Origin of the sequence: Citrobacter sp. Cy070, assembly GCF_030332245.1 — a bacterium.
GTDB lineage: Bacteria > Pseudomonadota > Gammaproteobacteria > Enterobacterales > Enterobacteriaceae > Citrobacter > Citrobacter youngae.
Window position 1 is genome coordinate 95,390 of record NZ_JAOWIG010000035.1, and the last position, 12,976, is coordinate 108,365.

Consider the following 12,976-nt stretch of genomic DNA (forward strand, 5'->3'; position numbering starts at 1 on the left):
AGCTATAGTGCCCGATGGCGCTGCGCTTATCAGGCCTACAGTTCGGTGCCGTTAGTAGGCCGGATAAGGCGGTAGCCGCATCCGGCGATTCGACTACACGAATGGAGCCAGCGGATCGGCAATCTCAAACGCTACCGCGCGGTCCGCCTTCGGCGGGTAAATCAGCTCGCTGACAATAGATACCTTCAGCTTTTTCGCTTCTGCACGCGTCAGTTTCACCTGCTGATCCCATCCTTCGGTATACACCGCACCCCATGCGCCAAGATCCAGACAGGTGACGTAGTTTTCCTGACGGTACGGCAGTGGCGCAACGTTTAGCAAGCTGGCTGCCGCGTTATTTCCGGCAAATTTGCCCAGCAAAATAGCGTGCTGGCAGGTCATCAGCGCGTGATTACCTTTATCATCGGTGGCGGCGTAAGCCACATCGCCAGTGGCGTATATATCATCGTGACCTACAACCTGCAGATTGGCATTTACATGCAGACGGCCCTGACGATCGCGCGGTGCGTCAATTTGCGCCGTTAACCCGTTTGCCTGTACGCCAACCGTCCAGATAACGGTCTGTGAGGCAATGGTCTGCCCATCTTTCAGCGTTACGCCGGACGCATCTACGCACTCCACTTCCGTATTCACCCGCCATTCAACGCCCAGTTCAGCGGAGGCTTCGATAATCACGTCGCGTAATTCCTGGCTCCAGCGTCCGCCTGGCTGAGCGCCGCGTTCAACTACGACAATTCTGGTCTTAGCATCAGCGCCCAATATTTCTCGCAAACGACCTGGTAATTCCAGCGCCATTTCAATGCCGGTAAAGCCGCCGCCGCAGACCACTACCGTATTGCGAGCCTCACTTTCCGGTTGTAATGCCAGATCGTTAATGTGCTGCTCCAGGACGGCGGCGCTTTCAAGTTGGTCAAGGTCAAACGCGTGCTCGGCGGCACCGGCAACGATATCGCGGTTTACGTGGCTGCCGCTGGCGAGCACCAGGCGGTCGTAGCGGCGCAGATGAATGTCACCGTTGGCATCTTTCCAGCTCACCTCTTTAGAGTCCGGGAGGATCTGCTCGACGTGACCTTGCAGGAAGTTGACGCCAGTAACGTCAAACAGCGGTTGCAGTGGTGCGACCAGGGTTTGCACGGCGCTTTCATAAAAGCGCGGGCGGACACGCAGCTCTGGCTGTGGCGCAATCACCGTAATATCAATGGTCTGCTGGTGTTTGTCCGCCAGTCGCGCGGCGCTTAGTGCTGCCCACATACCGGCAAAGCCGGCGCCCACGATCAGAATTTGTTTATGCATTGGTTTTTTCTCACTGGTGACTACGAATCATTTACTCGGATTTTATTTGTCGTAGTTAAGGATTGCAATGCGATCCTGATCCTTTTTTCAGTATTACGCCAGGGTGTTTTATTATCTGTTTGATAAATATCTATTTATATTTTTATGTTCATGCGGGGTTGCTCTGTTATCTGGAATGCCTTAGATGAAAAAGCTACAATAAACTCAGATTCATTTTGGCTGAGATAAAAAATGGCATTTTACAGTTCCGGGGTTGAGTACGGCATCCATAGCCTGATGTGTATGGTCGATAGCAAAGGCGACGCGCGGGATATGAGCGTGCGGGAAATTGCCGAACTACAAAGCGTGCCGTATGACTATCTGGCAAAAATCTTCACCCGTCTGTCGAAAGCAGGTCTGGTGCGCAGTATCGAGGGTAAGGGCGGCGGGTTCCAGTTGGCCAAACCCGCGGAAGACATCACCGTGCTGGATGTGGTCAATGCCATAGATGGCGATAAGCGTATTTTTGAATGTCGTGAAATTCGCCAGCGTTTAGCCGTTTTTGAGGAGCATCCGCCCCAGTGGGCTTGTGAAGGTATTTGCGGTGTGCGCTCGGTCATGGACATGGCGCAGCAGCGCATGGAAGAAGCGCTTGGCCAGCATACGATTCTGGACTTGGCGCGCAAAATGTACCGCAAAGCGCCAGATACCTTCGTGGTGGAAGTACAGGAGTGGATTGATGCTCGCAAAGGATAGCGAGTTAAAATGCCCGATAGCGCAAGGCGATCGGGCATATTGAATGTAGGCCGGATAGGGCAATAGCCGCCATCCGGCACTGAAGGTTATTGCTCGGTGCTCGGTGTATTAATCATGCGGTTCAGCCATGGCACCATAATCGCCATTACAACCGTTACCGCCAGGGTCACCAGGCCTATCTTACTGAACACGTTAGTATAAATAGGTAGCGTCTGGAGTGGGTCGGTAATGTTTTCCGGTACTGCGGTAAACGTTGCGACGTAACCCCCCATCAGGAAGGCTGCTGCCTGCGTCAGGAACCACATCCCAAGAATAAAGCCCATCAGGTGTTGTGGCACCAGCGCGGCGACCATAGCCAGCCCCAGGGCGCTAATCAGCAGTTCACCCAGGCTCTGGAACAGATACACCAGCACGATAAACCACGGCGACGTCAGCCCCTGAGCATCGGCAAACCACATCCCGGCTGCGGCGGCAGTCAGGAAGCCTAGTGAGCACAGGAACATGCCAAGCGTAAACTTCATCGGCATGGTCAGGTCTTTGCCTTTGTTTCCCAGACGGGTATAGATAGCGGCCAGCACCGGACTCGCCAGTACCACCCAGAACGGGTTCAGCGCCTGGAAGCTTACCGGGTTGATGGCGAAACCAAGAATTTTATGGTGCACGTTATTGATAGCAAAGAAGTTCAGCGAAGTTGGCATCTGCGCGTACAGCACGTAGAACACCACCGCTTCCAGCATCAGGATAAAGGCCACGAACATCTTGTTGCGCCCGGTTTTATCCAGTTTGAATGCCTGGCGGAAGAAGATGATAGTTACGGCAATCGACAGGACGATCAGCACCAGGTTGGCAACCTGTACATTGTGCATCAGCCAGGCGCAGATAAAGACCATCACAACCGTACCGGCCAGCACATAGAGCAGGTTACGGAAATTCAGCGGCTTATGGTCCGGCTCTGAACCGATATTCTTCACCATGCCACGACAGGCAAAGTAGACCAGTAGTGCAACGATAAGCCCGGCTCCGCACAGGTTGTAGGTCACTGCGTAGCCAAACTTATCGGCAATCACCGGCGCCAGTGACAGTGACAGCAGCGAACCGATGTTAATCGACATATAAAACAGGGTGAAAGCACCGTCCAGACGGGCGTCTTTCGGCGGATAGCATTTTGACAGCAGGCTTGCCGGGTTGGCTTTAAACAGCCCGTTACCGACGGCAATGGTACCCAAAGCAATAAAAATCAGGTCGGGCTTAAGCAGTGACATCCCGGTCATGAAGTAGCCGATCGCCAGCACAATGGCGCCGAGTACCAGCGTGCGTTTGGTCCCTAAGAGATGGTCGCCGACGTAGCCGCCGATGGATATCAGGCCGTATACCAATGCCGCAAACGCGCCAAAGGTGACAAATGCCTGTTCCTGAGAAAATCCGAGTTGCTTAACAAAAAATACCGCCAGGATGCCCTGAACGCCGTAATAGCCAAATCGTTCCCATAATTCCACAAAGAAGATCATGAAGAACGGACGAGGTTGCTGCAGCAAGCCCGTAGGTGCAGTAGTATTCATATTCCTTCGCCTTTCAAAGCCATCCCGAAAAGTATGAACGCGTATGCTTAAACGCGCCGAAAAAGTCTTATTTTGTTATAGACTGCGGCGATTAGCCGTAAGGGTAGATTATTATAGAGATAGTTTTCGATCCAATTAGTTGATCACACTAATTATGATTTATTTGTTGGATTGATGTACTAATTGTGTCTGAATGATAAAAACAAAAACGCCCGCGCAGGCGGGCGTTTACAGGCTTAACGACTTGCAGCGCGCCGGGTTATCTCCCGACGGCCAGCGTTTTATGCTTCTTCGTCGTCACGCAGCGGAACAATCAACATGTCGACGTGAACAGTGTTGATCAGTTGACGCGCGGAGGACATCAGTTTGCTCCAGAAATCCTGGTGATGACCACAAACGACCAGATCCATGTCGTATTTTTTGATGGCATCAACCAGAACCTGACCCAGGTCGCCGCTACCGCTCAGGGTTTCGGTGATAGGGTAGCCTGCGTTGGTGGACAGCTCGGTTAACGCGTGGTGGGTTTCTTCAGAAATGCGTTTCTGCATGTCGCCCAGATTCACGTCGATTAGCCCGGTGTACAGGTCGGAATAGTTTACGTCAACGTGGATAAGGGAGACTTTCGCATTGTAAGGCCGTGCCATAGAGACCGCTTTTTCAACCAGAACTTTGCTTTCTGGAGAAAGATCAACCGCGATAAGAATGTGTTTATAAGCCATAGTGTTACTCCTTCCATAAGTTGTCGATGACTAGCCTGCTGGCGTTCATTTGCCGCCGCGTCATCCGCGTCCTGCGAACTTTATGCGCGGGGCTAGCCCAGTCGTAAAAACGTACCTTTTAAGGACTATCCTTACATTATAGCGACCGGGATAATCCGTCAATCCGCCTTGCTTGCCAAGTAGTTAAACAAATTTTTTAGTTAATTGCATTGATAGTGATTAACCTTCTGGCAAAAAAATTAACTAATCTCCTACACTATTTAGAGAGGCGCTCGGATGCGTGACACTAACACGAGCGGTTTCGGTTGTACTCTTCACTGAATGGTTTGGCAGGGTATTGGGGAGCGGTAGTCCCGGAAAGGCGTTCCGTGGGCGGGTCGCCGGGGAGGAGATATGATAAGCACCATTGCGTTATTCTGGGCTTTATGTGTCGTTTGCATTGTTAATATGGCGCGTTATTTTTCTTCGCTACGCGCACTGTTAGTGGTACTTCGTGGTTGCGATCCATTACTTTACCAGTATGTCGATGGGGGCGGCTTTTTTACCTCGCATGGGCAACCTAACAAGCAGATGCGTCTGGTGTGGTATATCTACGCTCAGCGTTACCGTGATCATCATGACGATGAGTTTATTCGCCGCTGTGAGCGGGTTCGCGGTCAGTTCATCCTTACCAGCGCGTTATGTGGGCTGGTGTTAATCAGTATGGTCGCGCTGATTATCTGGCACTGATTTCTACGACAGATATAAAAAAAGCGGGTCAGTTTCCTGACCCGCTTTTTTACTGTGCATGCATTTAGATTAACTTCAGGGAGAGCCAGTACAGGACCCCGGAAAGGATAATCGCTGCTGGCAGGGTGAAGACCCAGGCCATCAGAATGCTGGTTACCGTTTTACGCTGCAAACCGCCACCGTCAACAACCATCGTCCCTGCAACAGAAGAGGAGAGAACGTGAGTGGTGGAAACAGGCATACCGGTGTAACTGGCGAGACCGATAGAGACTGCGGCAGTCATCTGTGCCGACATCCCCTGAGCATAGGTCATGCCTTTCTTACCGATTTTCTCACCAATAGTGGTCGCCACGCGACGCCAGCCAATCATCGTACCGCAGCCCAGAGCCAGAGCAACAGCCATGATAATCCAGACGGGTGCGTACTCAATGGTGCTCAGCATGTCGGTTTTCAGTTTCTTCAGCAGTCGCTGATCGTCGCTGCTTACGCCAGGCAGTTTCACGACTTTATCGGTGGTATCAGAGATGCACAGCATAATGCGACGCAGCTGGCTACGCTGCTCAACGCTTAACTTGTCGTAGGTTTCCAGGTTCGCCAGCATACCTTTTGCACGCTCAAGCGCGTTGATGGTATTTGCCGGGTGACAATGGAACTCTGCCGGTGTTGTTGTCGCCGTTTCCGTCGGAGACGGAACCAACTGATCAACGCCGGTCGCCTGTTTGAGCAGATCAGGACGCTGCTGGAAGTAGGTTTCGACGTTATTGATAGCATCACGGGTACGCGTAATTTCGTAACCAGAAGCATTCATATTCACCACGAAGCCTGCAGGCGCTACGCCAATCAGTACCAGCATTACCAGACCAATACCTTTCTGCCCATCGTTAGCGCCATGAGAAAACGCCACACCGATAGCGGAGAGGATCAGCGCGATACGCGTCCAGAACGGCGGCTTTTTCTTACCGTCTTTCTTTTCACGCTCTGCTGGCGTCAGGTGAATACGTGCCCGCTTCTTGGTGCCGTTCCAGTAACGACGCAGCAAGAAGATCAGACCGCCAGCGAACACCAGGCCGACAATAGGGGAAATGATCAGCGAACCGAAAATATTGAGCACTTTCGGGATGTTAAGTGCATCCACCACTGAAGTCCCGTTCATCAACGCATTGGTTAAACCAATACCAATGATCGCGCCAATCAGCGTGTGGGAGCTGGATGCAGGCAGACCAAAGTACCAGGTACCGAGGTTCCAGATAATTGCCGCCAGTAGCATGGAGAACACCATGGCGAGGCCATGTGAAGAACCCATGTTGAGCAGCAGATCCGTTGGTAGCATATGCACGATGGCATAAGCTACGCTGAGACCACCCAGCAAAACACCAAAGAAGTTGAACAACGCAGCCATGACCACCGCCAATTGCGAACGCATTGCACGGGTATAGATCACGGTTGCGACAGCATTGGCTGTATCGTGGAAGCCGTTAATTGCTTCGTAGAACAGCACAAAAGCCAGAGCAAGCAATAATAAAAGCCCGGTATGTAAATCCAGGCCAGCAAACAAATGTAGCATAGGACGTTACGCCATTTTGAGGACATGAACGCGGCGCATTATCAGTGACTTTGGCGGCGCGGGCAAAGTGAAATATAGAGTTTTTTTGATTTGTCTCCTGCTTTGTTTTACACCACTAAAGAATTATCCTATAGAATTCAGGTAAATACCTATTATTGATAGTTTGGTGCTGGTGCGACCACTGAGGAATCTTTACAATTCACGCCCGCTTTTTAGAGAGGATCGCAACGTGGAAAGGTTTGATACCGTTATTATAGGCGCTGGCGCAGCGGGTATGTTCTGTGCCGCGCAGGCAGGGCAAGCAGGCAGTCAAGTACTGCTGATTGATAATGGTAAAAAGCCTGGACGTAAGATCCTCATGTCCGGCGGAGGGCGCTGTAACTTTACCAATCTTTATGTGGAACCGGCTGCATATTTGAGTCAAAACCCGCATTTTTGCAAATCGGCGCTGGCTCGCTATACGCAGTGGGACTTTATCGATTTGGTGGGTAAACACGGCATTGCCTGGCATGAAAAAACGCTCGGCCAGCTGTTCTGCGATGATTCGGCCCAACAAATCGTCGATATGCTGGTGGCCGAATGCGAAAAAGGTAACGTTACGATGCGTTTACGTAGCGAAGTCCTGAGCGTCGCACAGGATGATGATGGCTTCATTCTGGAACTGAACGGGATGACGGTCGGTGCGAAGAAATTGGTTATTGCCTCCGGTGGGCTTTCCATGCCGGGTCTGGGAGCAACGCCGTTTGGTTATAAAATTGCCGAACAGTTTGGTCTGAAGGTTCTGCCGACCCGTGCCGGTTTGGTGCCTTTCACGCTGCATAAGCCACTGTTGGAGCAGCTTCAGGTACTCTCAGGCGTGTCTGTTCCTTCCGTTATCACCGCTGAAGACGGCACCGTATTTCGTGAAAACCTGCTCTTTACGCACCGTGGGCTTTCAGGCCCGGCCGTTTTGCAAATTTCCAGTTTTTGGCAGCCCGGCGAATTTGTCAGCATTAATTTGTTGCCGGATGTTGACCTTGCGAGCTTCCTCGATGAACAACGAAGCGCACATCCAAATCAGAGCTTAAAGAACACGTTAGCGATGCAGTTGCCGAAACGTCTGGTGGAATGCCTGCAGCAATTAGGGCAAATCCCGGATGTGACGCTGAAACAACTTAACGTGCGCGACCAGCAATCGCTGGTCGAAACGCTGACCGAATGGCGGGTGCAGCCGAACGGTACCGAAGGGTATCGTACAGCGGAAGTCACGCTGGGAGGCGTGGATACCAACGAACTGTCTTCGCGCACGATGGAAGCCCGCAAAGTGCCAGGGCTGTACTTTATTGGTGAAGTGATGGATGTCACCGGCTGGTTGGGTGGGTATAACTTCCAGTGGGCGTGGTCGAGCGCCTGGGCATGTGCACAGGATTTGATGTCTGAATAAGTGAAAGACTCTGTCTGCACACAATAAGAAAAAATATCATAGTGATGTGTGATACATGAACTGACTCTGACGTGCGTTTCTTAACTCCAGGAATGATATGATAAATCAGTTAAAAATCGCACAGATAAGAGAACGGGAGACACATGGTTATTCCTGAGGTAAAACAGGAGCGGCTCTATCAAAAGATAGCCAATCTCATCATTAAGCTCATCAATGATGGTATTTTTCCGCCGGGAAGCTTCTTACCACCCGAACGTGAGCTGGCGAAGCAACTCGGTGTAAGTCGCGCATCGCTCAGAGAAGCGCTGATTGTGCTGGAGATTTCCGGATGGATCACCATCCAGTCAGGTAATGGTGTGATTGTTGCTGATAAAAAGCATTCCACCAGTGATTATACGATTGAAGAAATCCTCTATTCGCGTGAGTTGGTCGACAGCCATTGTGCGCGTCTTGCTGCTCAGGCCGGGAAAGAAGATCTAATTAGCCAGCTTGAAGCACTGCATCTCAGCATGGAAAAGGCCATTAGCGAAAACAATGTGCATGGTTTTTATTCCCTCGATAAGCAATTCCATCTAACAGTATCAGAAGCCAGCCAGAACCGCGTACTGCTTGATATGTCGCGAATGCTGTGGGAACAGCGCGTTAACATCCCGTATGCCGGACTGGACAAACGTTCCGGCAATCGGGATGTATTAACCAGCATGAATACACAGCATAAAGCGATTGTGGATGCGATCCGCCAGGCTGATGCTGACGGTGCTTACCAAAAATCGCTGGAACATCTGGCCTATGTCAGACAGATCGTGGGTCTTTAATAACACCACGCTATTGGCTCAGAGCGGCTACCGCTGCACGTGCGCCTACGCTGTGCAATTGCTGACAGGCAGCGGTTACGCGTTCGATAAAGTCTGTGTTCTCGCAAAGGTCTCGCCCAAAGATAGTGTCAATTGCTAACAGCGCCCGGACACGTTCTTCTATTGATGGATACTGTTGATAAATAGCCTGATACTGTGCTGACAGCGGATCTATCACCTCAATCGGATGACCTTGTTCATCCACACCGCTGATGTAGCGCATCCAACCGGCGACTCCCAACATCAGATGGCGAGCATCTTCGCCTTTTTTCAGATGGAGTCGAATGGGGTCCAGCAAGCGTTGTGGTAGTTTCTGGCTGCCATCCATCGCAATTTGCCAGGTTCGGTGCTTCAGTGATGGATTAGTAAAGCGCGCAATCAGCAGCTCTGCATAAGCCGCAAGGTCTGTTCCTTCCGGCATCGACAGTGTCGGCGCTTGTTCATTGAGCATCAAAGCACGCGCAGCGTTGCGATACGCCGGGTTGGTCATCGTATCGGCAATCGTTTCATAACCGCCCAGATAACCAAGGTAGGCCAGGAAAGAGTGGCTGCCGTTGAGCATGCGTAACTTCATCATCTCAAATGGCACCACATCTGCTACAAACTGTACGCCCACGCGATCCCAGTCCGGGCGTCCATTGACAAAGTTATCTTCAATCACCCACTGACGGAATGGCTCACAGGCAATGGCACAGGGATCATCTACCCCAAGCTGTTCTGCTATTTGCGCTAACGTCTCTTCTGTCGCTGCCGGAACGATGCGGTCTACCATCGTGCATGGGAACGTTGCCTGTTCGGCAATCCACTCAGCCAACTGCGGATCGCGCTCGGCGGCTAAACCCAGGACAGCGGTTTTTGCGACGTGGCCATTTTCTCGTACGTTATCGCAGGACAGCACAGTAAAAGCCTTCAATCCCTGCTGACGGCGTAGCGCGAGGGCTTCGACGATATAACCCATTGCTGATTTGGGGGACTGTGGGTGAGCAATGTCGTGCTGGATAAACGGATGATTCAGATCCAGCTCGCCGCTGGCGGCATCTGTGCAATATCCTTTTTCGGTGATGGTCAGCGAAACGATGGCCGTTTCGGGACGTGCCATTGCGTGGATAATGGCTTCACAGCCGTCAAATTCAGGATGCAGCGCTTCTTTCATCGCGCCAATGATTTTAAGCTCTGTCGTTTGTGCTCCGCGCTCGGCAACGGTGTACAGCAGATCCTGCGCCTTCAGGTTTTGAATCAGTGTGGCATCGTTTCCGGGCATCAGGTTGACCTCACAGATACCCCAGTCGCTGTCACTGCTTTCCAGCAAATGATGTGTATAGAGCGCCTGATGAGCGCGGTGAAAAGCGCCGCAACCAAGATGTACGATGCGCGAAACGAGGCGTGAACGATCCCAGCGTGGTCGTGGGGTGGAAATCTGGGCGGTGGAGAGATTCTTGTCCATGACAAACTCCTGTCATTGATGATCTTCTTTGATAATGCGCTATCAAAGACCGGTCCTGACTGAAAGTGAAAAACCGCATGGCAGGGATACCATGCGGCAATGTGGTTACTGATTGAAGAAGGCGCGTTGGATAGCCAGTTCAACGCCGCGTACTTCAGCCAGGCCCTTAAGGCGACCAATAGCGGAATACCCTGGGTTGGTTTTCTTTTTCAGATCATCAAGCATTTGATGACCATGGTCTGGTCGCATGGGGATAAGTGAGGCGTTGCCTTCAGCTTTACGTCGCTGTTCTTCTTCGACTATCGCTTTCACTACGCTGTACATATCGACATCCCCGGAGAGATGTGCCGCCTCATGGAAGGTTTTGGGATTCTCTTCACGTTGTGTGGAACGCAGGTGCGTAAAGTAAATCCGTGGGCCGAACTGTTTGATCATATCAACCAGATCGTTGTCTGCGCGTACGCCGTAAGAGCCTGTACACATCGTAAAACCGTTGGCTGTACTGTTTACGGTATCCACCATCCACTGCATATCTTCTACAGTAGAAACGATGCGCGGCAGGCCAAGAATTGGGCGCGGTGGATCGTCCGGATGAACCGCCATACGTACACCCACTTCTTCCGCTACCGGAATAATGGCTTTCAGGAACCAGGCGAAATTTTCCCGTAAGGCCGCTTTGTCGATATCTTTATAGGTTGCAAGGTGGCTACGGAATTGGTCCAGCGTATAGCCTTCCTCAGCACCTGGCAGACCTGCAATGATATTTCGCGTCAGCCGAGCTTTGTCCTCTTCGCTCATATTCACAAAACGCTGGTGCGCCTGTGCAATTTCCTCTGCGCTGTAGTCCGCTTCTGCACCGGGACGCTTGAGGATATGCAGTTCAAAGGCGGCAAACTCAATCTGGTCAAAGCGCAGAGCCTTTGAACCGTCGGGTAGCACATATTCCAGGTCGGTACGGGTCCAGTCCAGAACCGGCATGAAGTTGTAGCACACGGTAAAGATGCCGCATTGGGCGAGATTGCGCAGCGTCTGCTGGTAATTCTTGATCCACAGATCGTACTGGCCCGTGTGGGTCTTGATGTCTTCATGGATCGGCACGCTTTCCACGACCGACCAGACCAGACCGGCTTTTTCCACGATCGCTTTGCGTTTGAGAATTTCTTCTACGGACCAGACTTCACCGTTTGGAATATGGTGCAGCGCAGTTACCACACCCGTTGCACCGGCTTGACGAACATCGGACAACGACACGGGATCATTCGGGCCATACCAACGCCAGGTTTGTTCCATCGCTTTATCTCCTGGAAAAATTAATGAAAGGTCACATTGATCTTCAGATAGCGTTCCGGGTATTGATCGAGTTCCTTCACGGCGTCAGGCACATCATCAATATTCACCACCTTGCTTACGACATCCGCAGGATTAATGTTCAGCGTAGCCAGCATCTGTAACGCTTCTTCGAATTCGCCAGCACTGGTACGTGATCCGCGCAGATCCAACTCTTTAAACGTGATCAGGTTAGTGGGTAACGATGTCTCCTGTTTTGGCCAGCCGGTGAAAGCAATACGACCCGCAAACGAAGCAAGATCCAGCGTTTCGCGAATTGCACTGTTGGCACCAGATGCTTCGACGACAACCTGTGCCATCGTCCCCTGTGTGATATCTTTTATCGCCTCAACAACCTGAGTGTTCGACGGATTGATGACGTAAGGCACGCCCAGTGATTTTGCGTACTGAAGTCGTTCGTCCACGATATCGATCAGAATTGGCGTCGCACCGTAGCGCAATGCGCTCAATGCTGCCATCAGACCAATCGCACCGGCTCCAATAATGGCGATATGCTCCCCGGCCGTCAGTTTGGCGCGATGTAGCGCATGCAGTGCGATAGTCAGTGGTTCAGCCAACGGAGCCATCTCAGTGGCGACGTCATCTGGGATTTTGTGAATCAAATGCGCGGGGTGAGCAACCACCTCCTGCATCGCACCATCAATATGTACGCCAATTACCTTCAGGTTTTCACAGCAATTTGTTCTCCCCACTGAACAGGGGTAGCAATGGCCACAATAAATATAAGGATCAACAATAACGCGGTCACCTTCCTTAATATTTGCTGGCATGCCATTGCCTTGTTTAATAACAATACCAGTGACTTCATGTCCAATAATACGTGGATAGGTCACCAGGGGATTAGTGCCGCGAAATGCACCTATATCAGAGCCACATATTCCAGCAGCATCAACTTTTATTAATACTTCATTATCTTTCTTTTCTGGATAATCAACCCAACGGGTTTCAATTTCACCAGGTTTATTGATGTAGACAGCTTTGACTTTCATTTGTTTTTAATCCTTTATTTTTGACAAATACGAATACCAGACAGCTGGAAACAATCGCAATAGCACCAGCCAGATAGAATGCGTAATCATATTTACCGCTGAACTGAACAATAAATCCGGTGACCAGAGGGCCAATGATTCCGGAGATATTTGCCAGCCCATGCATGGCGCCACCGACGCTACCCACTTTATCTTTGTGTACGACATCCTGAATAACTGCCCAATAAATAGGTCCAGTTAAAGGTGATGCTGCCAACTTACTGATTTAGTGTATGATGGTGTTTTTGAGGTGCTCCAGTGGCTTCTGTTTCTATCAGCTG

General features: G+C 51.2%; 11 protein-coding genes and 1 pseudogene. 4 read left to right on the forward strand and 8 right to left on the reverse strand.

Annotated features, from left to right (window positions below; translation table 11 throughout):
- Positions 1 to 93: 93 nt before the first annotated feature.
- On the reverse strand, positions 94 to 1,293 hold the full coding sequence (locus OGY19_RS02810; protein WP_286596221.1) for an NAD(P)/FAD-dependent oxidoreductase: 1,200 nt from the start codon (positions 1,291 to 1,293) through the stop codon (positions 94 to 96).
- Positions 1,294 to 1,524: 231 nt separating this feature from the next.
- Between OGY19_RS02810 and OGY19_RS02815 the strand changes: the two genes are divergently transcribed.
- Positions 1,525 to 2,028 carry an RrF2 family transcriptional regulator gene (locus tag OGY19_RS02815; RefSeq protein ID WP_048213629.1) on the forward strand — a complete coding sequence of 168 codons (504 nt, stop codon included), beginning with the start codon at positions 1,525 to 1,527 and terminating at the stop codon, positions 2,026 to 2,028.
- A gap of 86 nt (positions 2,029 to 2,114) precedes the next feature.
- Here OGY19_RS02815 and dtpB read toward each other — a convergent pair whose 3' ends face one another.
- Complete coding sequence (gene dtpB, locus OGY19_RS02820; RefSeq protein ID WP_115601337.1) at positions 2,115 to 3,587, reverse strand: dipeptide/tripeptide permease DtpB; 1,473 nt, start codon at positions 3,585 to 3,587, stop codon at positions 2,115 to 2,117.
- A 281-nt stretch (positions 3,588 to 3,868) separates the two neighbouring features.
- Entirely contained in the window at positions 3,869 to 4,306 is a 438-nt protein-coding gene (gene uspA, locus OGY19_RS02825) for a universal stress protein UspA (RefSeq protein WP_003023368.1), read from the reverse strand.
- Positions 4,307 to 4,699: 393 nt separating this feature from the next.
- Here uspA and uspB point away from each other — a divergent pair, with 393 nt between their 5' ends.
- Complete coding sequence (gene uspB / locus OGY19_RS02830) at positions 4,700 to 5,035, forward strand: universal stress protein UspB (RefSeq protein ID WP_003023371.1); 336 nt, start codon at positions 4,700 to 4,702, stop codon at positions 5,033 to 5,035.
- Positions 5,036 to 5,099: 64 nt separating this feature from the next.
- Here uspB and pitA read toward each other — a convergent pair whose 3' ends face one another.
- Positions 5,100 to 6,599: an inorganic phosphate transporter PitA gene (gene pitA, locus OGY19_RS02835; RefSeq protein WP_048213627.1), complete on the reverse strand. Its 1,500-nt coding sequence runs from the start codon at positions 6,597 to 6,599 to the stop codon at positions 5,100 to 5,102.
- Between the two features lie 229 nt (positions 6,600 to 6,828).
- Between pitA and OGY19_RS02840 the strand changes: the two genes are divergently transcribed.
- Together OGY19_RS02840 and OGY19_RS02845 are read left to right on the forward strand one after the other, a co-directional pair.
- Entirely contained in the window at positions 6,829 to 8,022 is a 1,194-nt protein-coding gene (locus tag OGY19_RS02840; RefSeq protein ID WP_115601338.1) for a BaiN/RdsA family NAD(P)/FAD-dependent oxidoreductase, read from the forward strand.
- A 143-nt stretch (positions 8,023 to 8,165) separates the two neighbouring features.
- On the forward strand, positions 8,166 to 8,837 hold the full coding sequence (locus OGY19_RS02845; RefSeq protein ID WP_048213623.1) for a FadR/GntR family transcriptional regulator: 672 nt from the start codon (positions 8,166 to 8,168) through the stop codon (positions 8,835 to 8,837).
- A 10-nt stretch (positions 8,838 to 8,847) separates the two neighbouring features.
- Here OGY19_RS02845 and OGY19_RS02850 read toward each other — a convergent pair whose 3' ends face one another.
- From OGY19_RS02850 to OGY19_RS02865, 4 genes and pseudogenes are all read right to left on the reverse strand, one after another.
- Complete coding sequence (locus OGY19_RS02850) at positions 8,848 to 10,320, reverse strand: fructuronate reductase (protein ID WP_115601339.1); 1,473 nt, start codon at positions 10,318 to 10,320, stop codon at positions 8,848 to 8,850.
- A gap of 105 nt (positions 10,321 to 10,425) precedes the next feature.
- On the reverse strand, positions 10,426 to 11,610 hold the full coding sequence (uxuA, locus tag OGY19_RS02855; protein WP_048213621.1) for a mannonate dehydratase: 1,185 nt from the start codon (positions 11,608 to 11,610) through the stop codon (positions 10,426 to 10,428).
- Between the two features lie 20 nt (positions 11,611 to 11,630).
- Positions 11,631 to 12,656, reverse strand: coding sequence for a zinc-binding dehydrogenase (locus OGY19_RS02860; protein ID WP_101742790.1), 1,026 nt, complete (start codon positions 12,654 to 12,656; stop codon positions 11,631 to 11,633).
- A pseudogene (locus OGY19_RS02865) lies at positions 12,628 to 12,897 on the reverse strand (MFS transporter); the annotation flags it as partial. The pseudogene OGY19_RS02865 and the gene OGY19_RS02860, both read right to left, overlap by 29 nt.
- Positions 12,898 to 12,976 lie beyond the last annotated feature (79 nt).